This is a genomic window from Streptomyces sp. NPDC002232, from assembly GCF_042890295.1.
Classification (GTDB): Bacteria; Actinomycetota; Actinomycetes; order Streptomycetales; family Streptomycetaceae; genus Streptomyces.
Window position 1 is genome coordinate 370,511 of the sequence record NZ_JBIARV010000003.1, and the last position, 18,229, is coordinate 388,739.

The window sequence follows — 18,229 nt, forward strand, 5'->3', positions numbered from 1 at the left end:
GCCGGTCGGCAGCCGCCGGCGCGGGGGTGCGGAAGGGTGCGGGGGCGCCCCGGGCGGGTCAGGGGGTGTCGTCGACGAGGGCGACGGCCCGGGCCCAGCCGGCGCCCGCGCCGGCGATCTTCACCGGGAGGCAGGAGATCCGGAAGCCGGTCGGGGCGGGCAGCAGGTCCAGCCCGGCCAGCCGCTCGACCTGGCAGTACTCCCGGTGCCGGCCCGCGACGTGGGCGGGCCACAGCACGTCCTTGTCGCCGGTGCGCCGGTAGGTGTCGATGATGGTGCCGAACGGCGCGTCCAGGCTGAACGCGTCGGTCCCGACCACCTTCACCCCCGCGTCGAGCAGCAAGGCGATCGCGCCCGCGTCGAGGCCCACGAAGTCGGTGAAGTACCGCCGCGTCCCCGCCCAGGCGTCCGCGCCGGTGTGGAGCAGCACGATGTCGCCCGGGGCGAGGACGTGCCCGATCCGGTCGAGCTCCTTGCGCAGGTCCGCCGCGTCGACGACACCGGCCTCGCGGCCCCGCACGTCGAGGACGACCCCGGGGCCGAGGAACCACTCCAGCGGCATCGCGTCGATGTGGCGGGGCACGCCGGTGCCGTACGTGGTCCGCGAGCCGTAGTGCGAGGGCGCGTCGACGTGGGTGCCGGTGTGGGTCGTCAGGCTCAGCCGGTCCAGCGAGAGGAACTCGCCGTCCGGCAGGTCGTCCGGGTCGAACTCCAGGCCGAAGTGGGCCCGCATCTCGTCGCGCATGTGCAGCGCGCCCTCGCGCGGGGTCATCACCTCGTGGACCACGGGGTCCGGTTCGAACGAGCCGGCGTCCACCGGCGAGGACAGGTCAATGATGCGCACGGTCACCTCCTGAGCGACGGCGCCCAGCCTCGCGGCCCCCGCTCAAGGGGCATTGGAAGACCGCTCGACTCCGGCGGCCCGGGCTCCCGGAGTCGAGCCGGTCTCGACGGCGGCCGGCCCTCCGTCGGCCAGACTCGGCCCACCGACGACCACTCCGACCGGGAGGCACCGTGACCACCCCACCCCGTACGCCCCGCACCCACGCCGACGCCGTCGCCGCGCACACCTCTGCCGAGGCGGGCATCGACGCCGTCGCGGTCGAACGGTTCTACGCCGCGCACATGCAGCTGCTCGACGACGGCGCCGCCACGGCCTGGGCGCGCACCTTCACCGACGACGCGACCTTCGCCTCCCCGTCCATGGCGGAGCCGGTGCGCGGCCGGGACGGCATCGAGGCGGGCGCCCGCGCGGCGGTGGCGGGCCGGGCGGCCGCCGGCGAGGTCCACCGGCACTGGGTGACGATGACGGTGGTCCGGCCGGCCGAGGACGGCGCCGACGCCGTGTCGCACGTAGAGATCCTCGCCACCCCGCGCGACGGAGCACCCCGGATCGAGCTGTCCTGCGTGATGCGGGACCGGCTGGTGCGCAGGAACGGGGCACTGCTCGTCGCGGAGCGGGTCATCACCCGCGACGACCGGCCGCACGGCTGAGGATCGACCCCGTCTCGACCACGGGTCCGTACGGTCGCCGCCATGACGACACGGGCAGTGATCATTACGGGTGGTGGGAGCGGGATCGGCCGCGCGGCGGCCCTCCGGTTCGCGGAGCGGGGCGACCGGGTCCTCGTGGTCGGCCGTACCGGGGCCACGCTGGACGAGACCGCCGCCGGGCACGAGAACATCCGGACCCTGGTGGCGGACGTCACCGGCCCCGAAGCCGGCCGGCGGGTGGTGGAGGCGGCGCTCGGCGCCTTCGGACGCCTGGACGTCCTCGTGAACAACGCCGCGACCGGCACCTTCGCACCGCTGGCGAAGCTCGACCGGACGGCCGTGGAGCGGCAGTTCACCACGGACCTGGTGGCGCCCGCCTTCCTGGCGCAGGCGGCGCTCGACGCGCTGGAGGAGACCGGCGGCACCATCGTCAACGTCAGCACGGCGGCCTCGCTCACCACCCAGGGCTTCCCCGACAACGCGGTCTACATGGCGGCGAAGGCGGGCCTGAACCAGTTCACCCGCGCCTGGGCGGTCGAACTGGCTCCGCGCGGCATCCGCGTGGTGTCGGTGGCACCGGGCGTCACCGACACCGGCATCGGGCTGCGCGTCGGCATGTCCGACGCGCAGTACCAGGGCTTCCTGGACCAGATCGCGCAGCGCATCCCGGCCGGACGGGTGGCGACGCCCGAGGAGGTGGCGTGGTGGATCACGACGCTCGCCGAGCCGGGCGGCTCGTACCTGACCGGCGCGATCGTCCCCGTCGACGGAGGACTCACGCTGACCTGACCTGACCTGACCTGACCTGACCTGACCTGACCTGACCTGACCTGACCGGGTCCGGCACCGACGCGCCGTGGCCCCGCTCCCGCCCGCGCGGTCCCCGCCCCCACCCTCGCGCCCCCGCCCAGCACCGTCCCGGCGGGGGCGCGGCAGCGACCGCACGCGTCCGGGCCCCACCGTGGACACCTACATGCCGACACCCATCTTTCGACCCGCGACGCTTCTCTGACCTGGCCCTTTGATCCGAGGCCCGCCGGGACACCGCTCCGCGCCAAGAAGTCGTATTTAAGATCGACCTCCTGTGGTGAGGCCGTGACCGAGTGCCTAGCGTGAGCGGCCGGGAAGCCTTGGCGAGGGGACACGGGGGTGTCGACGGTGTCGTTCGAAGACGAGTGGGCCGCGGAGAAGGCGGCCGTGGCCATGCGGCTGAACAAGGCCGACAACGCGGGAGGTTCCACCCCCGCGAAGGGGTCCGGGGACTACGTCGTGGAGGACGACGACCTGGGAGACATCGGCCACGCCGCGTACGGCCTGAGCAATGGTCTCGAATCCGCCGGCAAGCACGCGAGCGCGGCCAGCGAGACCGCGGGCGGAAGCCTGAAGGGTGACGGCTTCGACGCCGGTGCGGCCCTGAGCGAGGTGAACAAGACCTGGGAGACCCAGGTCAGGACCCTCCTCCAGGCCTGCGCCCACATCTCCAACCACCTGAATTTCACGAAGAAGTCCAACCGGACCGAGGACGACTGGATCGCCACCCGGCTGCGTACCGTCGGCCCGGTCGCCCCCGGAGTCGACGACGCCGTGTCCGCGTCGCGGATCAACCAGTACTTCCGGTGAGGAGCCGAGCCAGCCATGCCCACGTTCGAACAGCTTCTGAACGCCAAGCTCGGCCCCATGGACACCGCCGCCACGCAGTGGACCGAGATGATCTCCAAGCTGACGCGGCTCCGGACGGACGCCTCGGCCATGACGTCCAAGGCGGACCGGTCCACCTGGCGGGGTGAGAACGCCTCCGTGACCAAGGAGTTCGTCACCAAGACGGCCAAGGAGTTCGGCGACGCCGTCACCGAGGCCGAATCCGTGCGGGACCTCCTCCAGGACGCCCACACCCTGCTCAAGTCCGCGCAGGACGACCTGAAGGCCACGTACGACAATCCGCCGCCGGGCATCACCATCTACCCGAACGGCGTCCTCAGCCACCGCGTGCACCCCGACCGGCGCCCGGCGAACAGCACCGAACCCGTCGCCACCGAGGCGCAGTTCGACGCGCTGCGCGGGAAGCTCGAAGGCATCCTGCAGCGTGCGGCCGAGGCCGACGAGCTGTGCGCCTGGGGCCTGCGCGCCCTGATCAAGAACCATCCGAACGACTTCGGCAGCACCGACATCGGCGGGGTCGCCGAGGCGGGAAAGCTGCGCGCGGAGGAGAAGCAGCAGACCGAGAACGGCCGCGAGGCGGCCAAGCTGTACGCCCGCTGGGAGTACCTCGACGACAAGGACCGCGAGCGGCTGCTCACGCTCGTCGAGGGCGGCAAGAACTCCCCGGCCTTCTCCGCGGAGCTGATGACGCGTCTCAGCTACAACGGCCGCGAAGGCCAGGAAGCGGTCCTCCTGCTCGCCGGCAGCATGGAGCACGGCGGCCGCGACGGCTCCGTCTCGGCGACGGACGCCCGCCTCTACAAGGCGTTCTCCGGGAGCCTCGCCACGGCCACCGGGCCCGACTCCCCGATCGGCTCGCCGGGCGGCACGACCTCGGCGTGGACCGACCGGCTCATCGGCCTGGCCCGCGACGGCAACGGGCTGCCGAACCGGCACCCGGGCCAGCTGGGGGGCGGGGCGGAGGGACTGAGCACGCTCACGAAGCTGATGGCGGCCGACGTGGGGGACAAGCCGTACGACCCGAAGGATCGCAACGACAGCCCGTTCCGCAAGGACGAGGACGACCCGGTCTACAGCGAGGCGTTCCTCACCCAGGTCGGCGACGGCATCCGCGCGTGGGAGACGAACGACAAGGACGCCTACGACGGCTTCATGAAGAACTGGCAGGGCACGCAGGAAGACCCGATGAAGGGTCTCCTCAACGCGATGAGCCGCACCCCCTCCGCCGCGACCCACTACTTCGACCCGCACACCACGGACAACCTCAAGTACTTCATGGAGGACCGCGACTGGCCGGGCGCCGACGTCCAGGACAAGATGCCCGACGACCTCCAGCGCACCTCGGCCCGCGCCGAGTTCGCGGCAGCCGTCGACGCCGCGGCCACCGGCCGGGAACCGGGCAGCCCGCTGCACCCGGTCGGACACCGCCACGACGGGGCGCAGACCGCCATCCTCGACCGGATGCTCGACGCGTACGCCGAGGAGACGAAGAAGAACCAGAGCGCCGTCCCCGTCCCCCTGCGCATGGCCATGGGCGAGATGATCGGCGACTACGGATCGGACGTGCACCAGATCCTCGGCAAGAACCTGGACGGCCCGACCGACTTCAACAACCTGGACGTCGACCGGGGCGCCCTGACGAGGATCATCCGGTCCACGGCCGAGGACCCGCAGGCCTTCGGTGTCATCCACGCCTCGCAGACCGCCGTGATCGCCGACGGCCTGGACCGCTTCCCGGCGGACTCGTACCGCAAGGAGGACCCGGAACTGCGGGCCTGGATCAAGCAGTCCTCGTCGGTGCTCGGCCACCTCGACGGCGTGCGGGGCGACGTCATCTACGACCTCGGCCAGGCACAGAAGGACGCCAACGGCTGGAACAAGATGATGAACTACCACGTCATCGGCGCCCCCCTGACCGCCATCCCCCTCGCGGGCGACGCCCTCCAGCGCTCGGTCGACGTCGCCACGGCCGAGTACATGAACGGCCTGAACTCCAAGGTCGACGCCGAGACCCGCAACAACATGATCAACCACTACGACAACGGCGAGCGCGAGATGTACGCGATGCTGCGCGAGATGGCGAAGGAACGCGGCCTCGCCCCCTCGGAGCTGGACGCGAGTCCGGGAGAATACGAGGACGGTCTTCAGCCGACCGCCCAGCAGTGGTACCAGAACGGGATCAAGGACGCGGACATGAAGATGGGCGAGCGCTACTGATGGACAAGAAGTGGCTGCCGCTGACCCTCGTCCTCGGCGCCGCCGCAGCGGCCGTCGTGACGGCGAGCCTCTGGCCCGACGACCCGAAGCCGCCGCTCCCGCAGAGCCTGTGCCAGGGCGCGCTCAGCCGGACGACGGCGGAGCTGATCGACGACGGCAGGGGCGGCGAAGTCAGCGCGGAGGAGTGGGAGAGCAAGGGCGGCAGCAGCGACTACGCGGTGTTCAGGACGTGCCAGGTGCAACGCGCCGACCCGGACAGCGCGTCCCCCCGGGGGATCTTCCAGCTGATCGTCGCCGACCAGCGGCACGACTCCGGCCCCAGGAAGGACTCCGTCCCCCTCGGCCCCGGATTCAAGGGCTGGGCGCTGCCGGAGGAGGCCGAGGCGACCCTGCCCGCGGGCTGCGCCGCCCGCCTGGGCTCGACCGCCCCCTACCTGACCGTCACGCTCAAGGCGCCCTCGCAGGAGGAGGAGAAGGGCCTCGTCGACCGGAACACCGCCCTTCGTAACAGCGCGGCCGTCGTACGGGAAGCCGCGGCCAATCTCGCGAAGAAGTACGGCTGCGAGGCGTAGGGGGTGCCTTGTCGATCGGACCAGGCGTCGCGAGCCCGGCCTGATGGTCGACACACTCCCCAGGGGCGTCCGGGACACCGTCCCGAGCCCGGCCACCATGCGCACGGCCCCCGGTGTGTGGTGCCGCCCCATGCCCCCGGTGCCCGGGGCCGCCTACCGTGTGCGGACCCGGTGCCGGGACGGGCACCGGACGGACGCGCCGCGAGCGCACGAGCGGGGGAGCCGGACCATGGCCGAGGGACGCAGTCCGAGGAGCGGGTGGAGACAGCGCGTGGCCCGGACGGCCGCGGTGCTGGGCCTCGTCGCCGCCGGCGTGCTCACGGCGCCCGCCACCGCGAGCGGCGCGACGGCGCCCCCGTACCGCACCCTGGAGGCGACCTACGGAGCGGGGACCGTCACCAACGGCTGGGAGAAGGTCGAGCGCTACGCCGACACGACCACCGGATTCCGCACGGAGGGCTTCCCCGCCGACGGCCAGGGCGACCAGGACGGCAAGCGCGTCACGTACTTCGGCGGCGTCTCCCGGCCCTCCTCGGGCCGCTTCCTGCTCTACTCCGCCCCCGGCTGGAACACCGGCAGCCGCACCACGCCCGTCCTCCTCGTCCACGGGGCGAACGACACCGCCGACCGCGCCTGGGCCAACCCCGGCGAATCGGGCGGCTACGGCTGCGGAGCCGCCACCTGCCCCTCCACCGGCCTCATGCAGTACCTCTCCGGGCGCGGCCACCGCGTCTTCGCCGTCGGCTTCGCGCACAAGCAGGGCGACAACCTGATGCAGGCCCAGATCGTCGGCGACGCGATCGCCGTCCTCAAGGCCAGGCTCGGCGTCGACAAGGTCGACCTCGTCGGCTGGAGCAAGGGCCAGATGTCGACCCGCGCGTACGTGTCGTCCCTGAAGCCCGCCTGGGGCCGCGCCTACGCCGGTGACGTCCGCCGGCTGATCACCCTCGGCGGCCCGAACGGCGGCTACGACTACCCCTACGCCCACGGCTGGGCCCACGACTTCTCCCTCTGGCCGGAGTGCGGGGGCAAGGTCAACGCACCCTCCCCGCACACCCACATGACCTGCTACGGCACCTACACCGCGCACCCCGAACTCTCCATGACCCCCGCCGGCGGACAGGACAACTACCCGGGCCAGCGCCAGATGCTGGCCCGCTGGGACGGGGTGTACGGCGTCGACGGCGCCGCCCAGGACTGGTACACCACCTACTACGGCGGCCAGGGCCTCAACACGGCCGGCACCGGCATCCAGGCCGCCGTCGACGCCGGATCGCTCATCGCCCCGCTGCGCGCCGCCGGCGTCCCCGCCTCCGTCACCACCTACCTGCTCGCCGGTGGATCCGCCGACATCGTGGGCATCTTCAACGAGAACCGCGGCCCCAGCGACGGAGTCGTCTTCGTCTCCAGCGCGCTCGACGCCACCGGCATCCCCACCGTCGGAGGCAAGGCCACCGTCGCGACCGCCAACCACCTCGAACTGGGCTGGAACAGTACCGCCGCAGCCCAGGTCGCCACCTGGCTCTCCTGAAGGACCCGAGAACATGACCACCCTGCGCACCCGCCGCGTCACCACCGCCCGACTCACCCAGCAGATCACCGAGGCCCGGACCGAGGGCGAAGCCGTCGTCTTCGTCCACGGCAACGTCTCCTCCTCCGCCTTCTGGCACAGCACCCTCGGCACCCTGCCCGACCGGTACCGCCCCCTCGCCGTCGACCTGCGCGGCTTCGGCGGCACCGACCCGCTCCCCGTCGACGCCACCCGCGGCCTGCGCGACCACGCCGACGACCTCGCCGCCCTGCTCACGGCCCTCGGCGTCGAACGGGCCCACCTCGTCGGCTGGTCCATGGGCGGCGGCGTGGTCCTCCAGTACCTCCGCGACCACCCGGCCGCGGTGCTCTCCGCCACCCTGGTCAGCCCGGTCTCCCCGTACGGCTTCGGCGGCACGCACGGGATCGACGGAACCCTCAACTCCGAGGACGGGGCCGGATCGGGCGGCGGCACCGCCAACCCCGACTTCGTCCGGCGGCTCGCCGAGGGCGACCGCGGCGAGGACTCCCGGACCTCCCCGCGCTCCGTCCTGACCTCCTGCTACGTGAAGCCGCCGCTGCGCCTCGCGGACGAGGACGCGTACGTCGAGTCCATGCTCGCCACCCGCCTCGGCGACGACCACTACCCGGGCGACAGCAGGCCGTCCAGCGCCTGGCCCGGCATCGCGCCCGGCACGCGCGGGGTGCTCAACAGCATGGCGCCGACCCACTTCCGGGTCGACGACCTGCACCTCGTCGACCCCAGGCCGCCGGTGCTGTGGATCCGCGGCGAGGACGACATCATCGTCTCCGACACGTCGATGTTCGACCTGGCGCACCTCGGCTCGATCGGCGCCGTGCCGGGCTGGGACGGCACCCCGGCGCAGCCGATGATCGCGCAGACCCGGCACGTCCTGGACCGCTACGCGGCGGCCGGCGGCGCGGTGCGGGAGGTCGCCGTGCCGGGCGCGGGCCACTCCGTCCACCTCGAACGCCCCGAGGAGTTCGGCAAGGCACTGCTTGAGGTCCTGTCCGCATGACGGTGTGCCGCACCCGGCAGGGGGAGGTCCGCGGCCGGACCTCCCCCGACGGCGTGACCTCCTTCCTCGGAATCCCCTACGCCGCCGCGCCGTTCGGCGCGCGACGCTTCCGGGCGCCCGCACCGCCGGAGCCGTGGACCGGGGTGCGCGACGCCACGGCCCACGGACCGACGGCGCCGCACGCGCCCTACGCCCCGCCCTTCGACGCCCTCATCCCCGACGCCGTCGTCCCGGGGGAGGAGTGTCTGAACCTCGGCGTGTGGACCCCGGCCCCCGAACCGGGCGCCGGCCTGCCCGTCCTGGTGTGGGTGCACGGCGGTGCCTTCACCAACGGCTCGGGTTCGGCCTCCGCGTACGACGGGAGCGCCTTCGCCCGGGACGGCGTCGTCTGCGTCACGCTCAACTACCGTCTCGGGGCCGACGGTTTCCTGCGCCTGCCGGGCCGCCCCGACAACCGGGGCCTGCTCGACCAGATCGCCGCGCTCCGCTGGGTCCGGGACAACATCGCCTCCTTCGGCGGCGACCCCGGCCGGGTCACGGTCTTCGGCGAGTCGGCGGGCGCGATGAGCATCGGCGCCCTGCTCACCGCCGGGGGGGCCCGGGGGCTGTTCCACCGGGCGATCCTCCAGAGCGGCGCCTGCCACCACTTCCTGCGGCCGCCGTCGGCGGAGCTCGTCGCGGCCCGGCTGGCGGAGAAGCTGGGGATCGAGCCGACCCCGGAGGCCTTCGACGGCGTGCCTCTGGACGAACTCCTGCCCGCCCAGCTTCAGTTGCGGGCCGAGGTGGGGGCCGATCCGGACCCGGCGCGCTGGGGCGAGGCCGCGCTCAACATGATGCCGTTCGAGCCGGTCCTGGAGGACCTGGCCCTCCCGGGCCCGGACAGCGGCGTCGACCTCCTGATCGGCAGCAACCGCGAGGAGTACCGGCTCTTCCTCGTCCCGACGGAACGCCTCGCCGTCCTTCCCGAGTCCTCGCTCCGCGCCCTGACCGCGGCCTACGGCCTCGACCCGGCCGGAGCCCTCGCCGTCTACCGGGCCGCCCGCCCGGACGCGACCCCCGGCGAACTGCTCGACGCCGTGGCCACGGACTGGTTCTACCGGATCCCCGCCGTCCGCCTGGCCGAGTCCGTACCCGGCTCGTACCTGTACGAGTTCGCCTGGCGCTCGCCCCGGTTCGGCGGCACGCTCGGCGCCTGCCACGCCCTCGAACTCCCCTTCGTCTTCGACCGCCTCCACGACCCGTCGTACGCCCCGCTGCTCGGGTCCGACCCGCCGCAGTCCCTCGCGGACGCCGTGCACGGGGCCTGGGTGTCCTTCGCGAAGACGGGCCGTCCCGGCTGGCAGGCGTACGACCGGACGCACCGCGCCACGATGACCTTCACCGGGGACGGTTCCGGACCCGTCGAGGACCCGCGGGCCCGCGAACGGCTCCTCTGGGAGGGGGTCCGCTGAGCGGGCCGCCGGGCGCGGGCGGACGGGATCGGGTCGGCGAAGTCCCGCTCGCGGGCCTGTCGTTGGGGACCGCCGCCCGGCACAATCGACCGTATGGCGATCACCACGGCACGGCCGTCCGCAGCCCGTCGGACGGCCGCCCTGGCCCGGGCGTTCCTGACCGGTGGGGTGGTCGGGATGTCGCCCGCGGCGCTCGTCGTCGGCACGGTCGTCGAGAGCGTGCCGCTGTTCGTCACGGGCCTGGCCGTCCCCGTCGCGTACGGGCTGCTCCACCTCCTCGCCGGGGCGCCGCGCCGCGCGCGTGAGGCGGCCGTCGTGCCCACGGCGGCCCTCGCGCTGATCGTGGACCGGACGGCCGTCGTGGGCGAGACCACCGACGTGCCGGTGCGGTTCGAGCTCGCCGTCGCGCCGGAGGACGCGCCGCCGTTCCGCGTGACGGTCACCCAGGACATCCACGTCGTCGACCTCCCCGACCACCGGCCGGGCGGCGTCGTCGTGGTCGCCTACCCGGCGGACCGGCCGTGGCGGGCGAGGATCGTGAGGCGGCCGACGCCCCAGTGGGAGGAGCGCGCGGCCGGTGCCCGCCTCGACCCCGCGCCCGGGGCGCCCGTGGTGGGCGCGCCCCCGGAGAGCGCCGCCGCCGGCTTCGTCACCCTCTGCGGTCTGCTGCTCGGCGCGACCGCCGTGGTCCTGCTCTTCCGCGCGGAGCTGTTCGGGGACGCCACCGCGCTCCCGCCGGCCGGCCCGGAGCCCTCCGTCTCCTCCTCCGCCTCGTGGACCGTGACCGTGTCGGAGGCCTCGGGCAGCGTCGGCCTCGGCGCCGGCCGGTCGTTCCTCGACGAGGGTGAGCTGCGCCGGGCCGTCGACCGCCTCACCGGGGGAGGGGCGCCACGCGAGGCGCTGACCGTGGTCGTGCAGGAGCACCTGGTCGCGGTGGTGTATGCCCCCTCCGGCGCGCGCGGCCCCCGCTTCGACCCGCGGTCCCTGCCGTTCGAGCGGATCCCGGACCTGGTCGGGCAGGCGCGGACCACGCTCGGCGTCTCCTCCGGGACGGCCTGGCAGCTCACCGCCGACCGGCTCACCGGCTCCCTCGTCCTCCGGGTCGCCGTCACCGGACCCGAGGGACCGGCCTCGCTGGAGGCCGACGGACAGGGCAGGGTGGTGCGGCGCACACCGGCACGGTGAGCCGCGGGGACGGGAGGAGGACGCATGGGCCTGCACGGGTACCTCGCGCTGTGGTGCGGGGTGTTCGGCGCGCTCGCGCTGATCGGGTACGGACGTTCGCTGGCCGGGAGGACCCGCGCCCAGCGGACGGTCACGGCCGTGGGCCGGATCGAGCGGGTCCGCGAGCCGCGCCACGGCAGCTCCCCGAGCGACGGGATTCCCGTGGTCGTCACCTTCCACGACCCGGACACCGGGGAGGAGTTCACCGTCACCGACGACGGCGAACGCGCCGGGCGGATCACCACGGCGTGGACCGGCCGGGAGATCGGCGTCCGCTACCCGCGCGGCCGGCCGCACGCCTACCGCCTCACCACGGACCCGGACGGGCCCGGTCGCGGGCTGGGATGGCCGAACTTCGCCGTGTTCCTCGTGTACGCGGGCGCGGTGGTCGTCGCCGCGATCGAACGGGGCTGGCCCTGGGCCCTGTTCGGGTTCGGCGGGCCGTGGGCGGTCTCCGGCGCGTACCACCTGCCGGGCAACCTGCGCCGGGCACGGCGCCGCATCGACACGCTGGAGTCCCTGTCCACCGCGCCCGGGCGGGTCGTCGCCGTGCTCCGGAGGGTCAGCACCGACGACGACGGCCACACCTCCACGACCGTGGTGCCCGTCGTCTCCTTCACCACCCGCGAGGGCGTGGCGGTCACCGCCTACTGCGAGACGGGCCTGCCGGACCCGGCGGGCTCGTACGGGCGGGACGTCACGATCCGGTACGCGCCGGACGACCCGGCCGTCTTCACGCTGGACGCCGAGGCCGAGCGCCGCGGATGGAGGTGGGAGATGGTGCTCAACGTCCTGACCCTGATCGCCGTGTCGGCGACGGCCGTCGTGGGAGCGGCCCTGATGTGAACGTCGTTGCGTCCGGCTCAGCCGCGTGCCGGGGTCGCGCGGCGGCGCCGGGCGGCGCGGATCTCCGACAGCGCCACGATGACGGCCGCGAGGTTGAGCGGGAAGGCGACGGCTGCCGCCACCTCGGGGACGTCGACGGCGCGGAGCGCGCTGGCCGAGCAGGAGAGGAGGAGGCAGGCGAGGGGGAAGGCCCGGCGCCACCGGGGCAGGTCCTCCATGCGGAGGACGACGACCGCGCACCACAGGGTGACGGCGAAGAGCGCGATGCCGAAGGCGGCGACGGCGAACAGCATGACGGTCGACTTCCTGGTGCTCGGGGATCACCGGAAGCCTCGCTGATCCCCGGAGCGCCGTCCATCCGTGCGGGCACCCATCTCCGGCCGGGGCCGGCCTACGTTCCGGTGCGGGTGACGACGGCGCCGAACAGCGCGAGGCCCCTGATCACGACGCGGGGCGCCCCCGCCTTCCCGGTCCGCCGGGCGGCGCGCCTGCCGAAGACGCCGAAGAGCCCGAGGCCCCGCACCTCGACGTCGATGTCCTCCGGCACGACGATCCTGGTGCCGCCCCACAGGGCGACGGCCCGGATCTCGGTCTCCTGGCTGCTGAACCGGGCCTCCGTGAGGTCGATCCTGCCGCCGCCCCACATCGACCAGACCGTCAGCCTGGGCGGGACCACCCAGGCGCCCCGGCGGTGGAAGGCGCCGAAGACGCCGGCGACGAAGCCGCGCGAGCTCGGCGGCAGGTCCACCACGAGCGCGTCCCGAGGGCCGGGGACGGGGAGGCCGCGACAGGCCTCCTCCAGCTCACCCCGGGTGCGCGCGGCGTGCACCGCGTCGAGCCGGGCCGACAGGTCCGCCAGCGGCAGCCGCCCGCTCCCGACCCCGGCCCGCAGGCGCTCCTCGGCCTCGGACCGCTCATGGTCCGAGACGAGGACGTCCGGTTCGTTCGGAGGCATGGCGTCAGTCCTTCGAGGGGGCGGCGCGAGACAGAGGAGAGTGCGGTGCGGTGGCGCCGGACGTACCGCTCGTCGGCGAGGATAGCGAAGAGGATCCTCGCCCTGCCGGTCACGTACGGCCGCCTCCGTCGGCACGCATACGGTCCCGCGGTCCGGCGCCGACATGGAACAGAGGCTTCCGGATACCGGAAACCGATCACCGGGTTCCGGAAACTCTGGCCGGAATTCCTCGACGGAGGACCACCCGATCATGGAAAATGTCGTCAACGGCCCGGTAGGCGGGTCGAGTTCGTCAAGAACTGACACATGCGGGGGGATCCACATGGCAAAGATGGCTCAGCGTCGTTCGGCGCGCATAGCGGGTGTGATGGCCGGCGCGGCCCTGGTCGTCGGCGGCACGACCGGCGTCTCGAACGCGGCGACGACCCCGCCCGGGGCCAGCGCGTTCACCGGTCTCGGGAACTACGGCGTGGTCACGACCACGCACCCCGACGCGACGGGCTGCAACGGATACAAGGTGGTCGGTTCGGGGACCGTCTCCGGCAACCGGATCACCGGCGGCGGCACCTGGTCGCAGAAGGAGGACGCGTGTACCGCCACCGTCCCCGGCAAGTGGGACATCAACGGGTCGGTGACGATCACCGAGGCCGACGGTGACCAGCTCTTCTTCACCTACCACCTCAGCGCGCCGCTGAACGAGGACACGCTGGTGTACCCCACCGGCACGTTCACGATCACCGGCGGCACCGGCAGCTTCGACGAGGCCGTCGGCGGCGGCAAGATGAACGCCTCGGTCAACCTGCTCGACAAGGCGCACGTCAGCGCCAACCTGGACGGCACCATGGGCTTCCGCTGGCAGATCTGACCCCGCTCCACCTCGGGCGCGGGTGACGGCGCCCGTCCGCACCCGTCGCCCCGGGCCGGCCCCGTCCCCGACAGGGCCGGCCCGGCCCCCGTCCGCAACGCCCATGCTGCGAACGCCTCGACGGGAGAGGTCCCGATCGGGGAAGCTTGTCCCCAACAGTCCGTCGATCGGGCTGAGTTGGGCATCCGACACGTACGGGGGAGAACATGGGAAGAATGGTCCGCCACTGGTCCGCGCGCATAGCGGGCGTCATCGCCGCGACGGCACTCGTCACCGGGGGGACGGCCGGCGTCACCTTCGCCGCCGACCACGTGCCGATCCCCGCGCCGGTGTACGAACCGACGGTCAACATCACCAGCAACTTCGCGGTGGTCGCGACCACGCACCCCGACACCGTGGGCTGCAACGGCTACAAGGTGACCGGGAAGGGCACCTCCGTCGGTAAGCCCGTCACCAGCGCCACCTGGACCCAGGACGAGGTCGTGTGCACCGCCACGATCCCCGGAAAGTACGACATCAAGGGCACGGCCACGATGGTCGAGGCCGACGGCGACCAACTCACCATCAGCTACGCGCTCACCGCGCCGCTCACCTCGGCCACCCTGGTCTACCCGTCCGGGACCTTCAAGATCACCGGGGGCACCGGCAACTACGCCTTCGTGATCGGCAGCGGCAAGATGAACGCCCGCGTCAACCTCCTGGACCACGACCACGTCAGCAACGCGCTGCTCGGCGACATCAAGTACACGGGCTGATCCGGCCGACGACCGGACCGCGACAAGGGGGTGACGGGGCACCGCCGCACGGGGTGCCGGAGCGCCGCCACGGACCTTGACGGAGCTCCGCCACGGACGTTGACGGAGCGCCCCCACAAAGGGGCCGCTCCGTCCCCGCCACCCTCCTCCAGAGCCGGCTCCGCCGTACGGGGCCGGCTTCGGCGTTCCACCGCGCGCGAAGCACCCCCGCAGTGCCTTCCCATCCCACCGCGCACCTCCAAGGGGCCGCATCATGAAGAGCACCATGCAGGACCGCGAACTGCTCGTCCGCGACATCCTCACGCACGGTCAACGCGTCTACGGGGACAGCACGGTGGTCCGATGTGCCGACGGACCGACCGCACGGTCCTTACAGACCTTCGCCGACATCGCCCGCCAGGCCGAACAGCTCGCCTCCGCCCTCGCCCGGCTCGGCGTGCAGCCGGGGGAGCGGGTCGCCACCCTCGCCTGGAACACCCCCGAGCACCTGGTGGCCTACCTCGCCGTGCCGAGCATGGGCGCGGTGCTGCACACGCTCAACCTGCGCCTCCATCCCGACCAGTTGGGATACATCGTCGAACACGCCGAGGACACCGTCCTCCTGGTCGACGCGACCCTCCTGGACCTGCTCGTCCCGCTGCGCGACCGGCTCGACGGCGTGCGCCACGTGGTCGTCATCGGCGACGCGCCGGAGCCGGACCTGCCCGCGCACCTCGCCGTGCACCGCTGGGACGCGCTCCTGGCCGCCGAGCCGCCCGGCTACGACTGGCCCGACCTCGGCGAGCGCGAGGCGGCGGCGCTCTGCTACACCACCGGTACCACCGGCCGTCCCAAGGGCGTCGCCTACAGCCACCGTTCCATCGTCCTCCACACGCTCGGCGTCTCCGCCGGCGCAGGATTCGCCATGCACGACGGCGACCGCGTCCTGCCGGTCGTACCCATGTTCCACGCCAACGCCTGGGGCTGGCCCTACGCCGCCTGGCTGGCCGGCTCCGACCTGATCATGAACGGCCGGCAGCTGCACACCCCGGACCTGGCCCGCGTCATCAACGAGGAGCGGCCCACCGCGGTCGCCGCGATCTGCACCATCTGGAACAGCCTGGTCCACCACGGCGAGGAGCACCCGCTCGACCTCGGTGCCGTACGGCTCGCGGGGTGCGGCGGCGCCACCCCGCCGCGCGCCCTGCTCGCCCGGCTCAAAGAGCGCTACGGCGTCCGCCTGAAGCAGGGCTGGGGGCTGACCGAGACCAGCCCGCTCGCCACCTTCGCCGTCCCGCCGCACGGCACCCCCGACGAGGAGGAGGTCCAGTGGCTCGCCAAGAGCGGCCGCGTGATGCCCTTCGTGGAGGTGCGGCTCATCGCGGACGACGGCACCGAACAGCCGTGGGACGGCACCTCGGTGGGCGAGCTGGAGCTGCGCGGCCCCTGGGTCACCGGCTCGTACCTCCACACCGAGGAGTCCCCGGAGAAGTTCCACGACGGCTGGCTGCGCACCGGCGACCTCGGCGTGATCGAACCCGGCGGCTGGGTGGTCGTGAGCGACCGGCTCAAGGACGGCATCAAGAGCGGCGGCGAGTGGATCTCCACCATCGAGCTGGAGAACGCGATCATCGAGCATCCCGCCGTCCTGGAGGCGGTCGTCGTCGGCGTCCCCGACCCCCGCTGGGAGGAACGCCCCCTGGCCTGCGTGTCGCTGGTGCCCGGAGCCGACGTCGACGGCGACGAACTGCGGGCGTTCCTCGGCGGACGCGTCGCGCGCTGGTGGATCCCGGAGCGCTGGTCCTTCCTGGACGCCGTGCCCAAGACCAGCGTCGGCAAGTACGACAAGCGGGCCGTCAGGAGCCTGTACGGGGACGGCGCACTGGACGTCTGGGAGCCGGGCGCCGCGCGGAGCTGAGCGCACGCGGAGGCGGCGCCCCGGAGCATCCGGGACGCCGCCTCTCCCGTACGCCGGCCGTCAGACCGCCACGCGCCGGCCGGCCTGCGCCAGCAGCTCCCGCTGCTCCTCGGGACCGAGCTCCAGCTCCCGCACCCAGCGGAGCGTCAGGACGAGCCGGGCCTGCATCGTCCGCTCGGGGTCCGTGGGCCCCGGTCCCTGGCCTCCGTCCCCGTCCAGTCCGGCGAAGATCAGGGCTTCGAGCACCGCCGCGTCGAAGTCCTCGGCCCCGGCCTCCAGCGAGCCGAGGAACCGCGCCACGTACGCGCGCACCTCCTCGGGGTGCGCGCCCCGGGGGAAGCGACGGCGCGCAGCGAGCCCGAAGGCGCAGCCGACGGCCCGCCCGTACCGCGCGTCGGCGGGGTCCAGGGCGGCGGACTTCTGGGCGAAGCCGATGAAGTCGAACGCCAGCAGGGCGCCCAGCACGTCGAGTTCGGTCGTGGTGGCAGTGGTCATGACGGCTCGCCCTCCGGCGTGGCAGCAGGGGTCGTGGAGGTCGCGGCGGCGGTGATCGCCGCCGCCGCGCGCTCGGCGTCACGGCCGACGAAGCCGATCAGCGCCGAGCCCCGGGTACGCATCCGGTAGAGGCCCAGGTAGTGGCTGCCGGGCAGGACGCCCGTGCCCTCGGTGTGCCGGGGCTGCCCCTCCTCGTCGAGCATCTCCGGATCGAGCCAGCTCCAGTCGGTGCGGTAGCCGGTCGCCCAGATCACCGCCGAGGGCTTCACGCGCTCCCCGTCCGCCGCCACCAGCTCGGCGCCCTCGGCCGAGGTGATCCGGCCCACCGTCCGAATCCGGCCCGCCGCGACGAGACCGGGCACCCGGTCGCCGACGACCGGATCCGGCGCCTGCATGCTCACCGGCAGGCTCATCACGCCGAGGACGCTCATCCACCAGAACATGTCCCGGCCGACGACCCTCTGGGGCAGGGGCGGCGAGACGGCCTCGCCGCAGCTGAGGACCACCGAGTGGGTCTCGGACAGCTCCGCGGCGATCTGCCGGCCGGAGTTGCCGTCGCCGACGACGAGCACGGTGCCCGGCGGCACCTGGGCGGCACTCCGGTACGCGCTGGTGTGCAGGGTCGGCACGTCCGGACTCAGCCCGGCGGCGAAGTCCGGGACCCGGGCCGCGCCGAACGCGCCGGTCGCTATGACGACCTGCCCGGCCCGGCACTCGCCCCCGGCGGTGGTCAGCAGATAGCCGTCGCCGTCCCGGCGCAGCGACAGCACCCGGTGACCGGTCAGCACCGGGAGGTCGAACCGCTCGGCGTACTCCCGCAGGTACGCCGACACCTCGTCCTTGCCCGGGTAGTGCGCCGCCTCGCCGGGGAAGGGCAGCCCCGGCAGCCCGGAGAACTGCGCGGAGGTGAACAGCCTCAGCGTGTCCCAGCGCCGCTCCCAGGTCTCGCCGACCTCGTCCCCCGCGTCGAGCAGCACGCACCGGATCCCGGCCTGCCGCAGGTGGTAGGCGGCGGCGAGCCCGGACTGGCCCGCCCCGACGACGGCGACCGGCACGGTGGCCGGGAGGGTGCTCGTCGGCCGACGCGTCGGGTCGGCCTGATCTGTTCGCATACCGCATGTCCTCGTCTCGTGGACCTGGAGCCCGCGGAACCGCGGGAACGGTCCGGGGTGGATCGGCCGGACCGGGGCCGTGCCCCGTCCGGCACGGACCGGGCGGCGCCCGGTCCG

At 73.4% G+C, this 18,229-nt stretch carries 18 protein-coding genes; 13 read left to right on the plus strand and 5 right to left on the minus strand.

Annotated elements, in window-relative coordinates; genetic code table 11:
• Positions 1 to 58: 58 nt before the first annotated feature.
• Positions 59 to 844 carry a cyclase family protein gene (locus ACFYXU_RS14335; protein ID WP_376517042.1) on the minus strand — a complete coding sequence of 262 codons (786 nt, stop codon included), beginning with the start codon at positions 842 to 844 and terminating at the stop codon, positions 59 to 61.
• A gap of 170 nt (positions 845 to 1,014) precedes the next feature.
• Here ACFYXU_RS14335 and ACFYXU_RS14340 point away from each other — a divergent pair, with 170 nt between their 5' ends.
• The 10 genes from ACFYXU_RS14340 to ACFYXU_RS14385 all read left to right on the plus strand — a co-directional run bounded on the left by ACFYXU_RS14340 (position 1,015) and on the right by ACFYXU_RS14385 (position 12,033).
• The gene (locus ACFYXU_RS14340) at positions 1,015 to 1,494 is read left to right on the plus strand and encodes a nuclear transport factor 2 family protein (protein ID WP_389457818.1); all 480 of its coding nucleotides are present in this window, start codon (positions 1,015 to 1,017) and stop codon (positions 1,492 to 1,494) included.
• Between the two features lie 57 nt (positions 1,495 to 1,551).
• On the plus strand, positions 1,552 to 2,283 hold the full coding sequence (locus tag ACFYXU_RS14345; protein ID WP_389458474.1) for an SDR family NAD(P)-dependent oxidoreductase: 732 nt from the start codon (positions 1,552 to 1,554) through the stop codon (positions 2,281 to 2,283).
• 369 nt (positions 2,284 to 2,652) lie between these two features.
• Positions 2,653 to 3,114, plus strand: a complete 462-nt coding sequence (locus ACFYXU_RS14350) for a hypothetical protein (protein ID WP_376517038.1) — start codon at positions 2,653 to 2,655, stop codon at positions 3,112 to 3,114.
• Between the two features lie 15 nt (positions 3,115 to 3,129).
• On the plus strand, positions 3,130 to 5,370 hold the full coding sequence (locus ACFYXU_RS14355; RefSeq protein ID WP_389406517.1) for a DUF6571 family protein: 2,241 nt from the start codon (positions 3,130 to 3,132) through the stop codon (positions 5,368 to 5,370).
• On the plus strand, positions 5,370 to 5,942 hold the full coding sequence (locus ACFYXU_RS14360; protein WP_376517033.1) for a hypothetical protein: 573 nt from the start codon (positions 5,370 to 5,372) through the stop codon (positions 5,940 to 5,942). Before ACFYXU_RS14355 ends, ACFYXU_RS14360 begins: the two co-directional genes overlap by 1 nt.
• A gap of 271 nt (positions 5,943 to 6,213) precedes the next feature.
• Positions 6,214 to 7,473, plus strand: a complete 1,260-nt coding sequence (locus tag ACFYXU_RS14365; RefSeq protein WP_389457820.1) for an esterase/lipase family protein — start codon at positions 6,214 to 6,216, stop codon at positions 7,471 to 7,473.
• 13 nt (positions 7,474 to 7,486) lie between these two features.
• The gene (locus tag ACFYXU_RS14370; protein ID WP_389457822.1) at positions 7,487 to 8,512 is read left to right on the plus strand and encodes an alpha/beta fold hydrolase; all 1,026 of its coding nucleotides are present in this window, start codon (positions 7,487 to 7,489) and stop codon (positions 8,510 to 8,512) included.
• The gene (locus ACFYXU_RS14375) at positions 8,509 to 9,963 is read left to right on the plus strand and encodes a carboxylesterase/lipase family protein (RefSeq protein ID WP_389457824.1); all 1,455 of its coding nucleotides are present in this window, start codon (positions 8,509 to 8,511) and stop codon (positions 9,961 to 9,963) included. Before ACFYXU_RS14370 ends, ACFYXU_RS14375 begins: the two co-directional genes overlap by 4 nt.
• 93 nt (positions 9,964 to 10,056) lie before the next feature.
• Positions 10,057 to 11,148 carry a hypothetical protein gene (locus ACFYXU_RS14380; protein ID WP_389457826.1) on the plus strand — a complete coding sequence of 364 codons (1,092 nt, stop codon included), beginning with the start codon at positions 10,057 to 10,059 and terminating at the stop codon, positions 11,146 to 11,148.
• A 24-nt stretch (positions 11,149 to 11,172) separates the two neighbouring features.
• Positions 11,173 to 12,033 (plus strand): DUF3592 domain-containing protein, encoded by an 861-nt coding sequence (locus ACFYXU_RS14385; protein WP_389457828.1) that lies wholly within the window; start codon positions 11,173 to 11,175, stop codon positions 12,031 to 12,033.
• Positions 12,034 to 12,050: 17 nt separating this feature from the next.
• Here ACFYXU_RS14385 and ACFYXU_RS14390 read toward each other — a convergent pair whose 3' ends face one another.
• Positions 12,051 to 12,326 (minus strand): hypothetical protein, encoded by a 276-nt coding sequence (locus tag ACFYXU_RS14390; RefSeq protein WP_389457830.1) that lies wholly within the window; start codon positions 12,324 to 12,326, stop codon positions 12,051 to 12,053.
• 98 nt (positions 12,327 to 12,424) lie between these two features.
• Positions 12,425 to 12,988 carry a DUF1707 domain-containing protein gene (locus tag ACFYXU_RS14395; protein WP_389457832.1) on the minus strand — a complete coding sequence of 188 codons (564 nt, stop codon included), beginning with the start codon at positions 12,986 to 12,988 and terminating at the stop codon, positions 12,425 to 12,427.
• Between the two features lie 322 nt (positions 12,989 to 13,310).
• Here ACFYXU_RS14395 and ACFYXU_RS14400 point away from each other — a divergent pair, with 322 nt between their 5' ends.
• The 3 genes from ACFYXU_RS14400 to ACFYXU_RS14410 all read left to right on the plus strand — a co-directional run bounded on the left by ACFYXU_RS14400 (position 13,311) and on the right by ACFYXU_RS14410 (position 16,505).
• Positions 13,311 to 13,853, plus strand: coding sequence for a hypothetical protein (locus ACFYXU_RS14400; protein WP_384571514.1), 543 nt, complete (start codon positions 13,311 to 13,313; stop codon positions 13,851 to 13,853).
• Positions 13,854 to 14,059: 206 nt separating this feature from the next.
• A complete protein-coding gene (locus ACFYXU_RS14405) occupies positions 14,060 to 14,608 on the plus strand; it encodes a hypothetical protein (protein WP_361401692.1) in 549 nt (182 codons plus the stop codon).
• 253 nt (positions 14,609 to 14,861) lie between these two features.
• Complete coding sequence (locus ACFYXU_RS14410) at positions 14,862 to 16,505, plus strand: long-chain fatty acid--CoA ligase (RefSeq protein WP_389457834.1); 1,644 nt, start codon at positions 14,862 to 14,864, stop codon at positions 16,503 to 16,505.
• Between the two features lie 60 nt (positions 16,506 to 16,565).
• On the opposite strand, the gene ACFYXU_RS14415 is transcribed toward ACFYXU_RS14410, so the two are convergent.
• Together ACFYXU_RS14415 and ACFYXU_RS14420 are read right to left on the minus strand one after the other, a co-directional pair.
• The gene (locus tag ACFYXU_RS14415) at positions 16,566 to 17,000 is read right to left on the minus strand and encodes a hypothetical protein (RefSeq protein WP_389406526.1); all 435 of its coding nucleotides are present in this window, start codon (positions 16,998 to 17,000) and stop codon (positions 16,566 to 16,568) included.
• Positions 16,997 to 18,112, minus strand: coding sequence for a flavin-containing monooxygenase (locus tag ACFYXU_RS14420; RefSeq protein WP_389457836.1), 1,116 nt, complete (start codon positions 18,110 to 18,112; stop codon positions 16,997 to 16,999). Before ACFYXU_RS14420 ends, ACFYXU_RS14415 begins: the two co-directional genes overlap by 4 nt.
• Positions 18,113 to 18,229 lie beyond the last annotated feature (117 nt).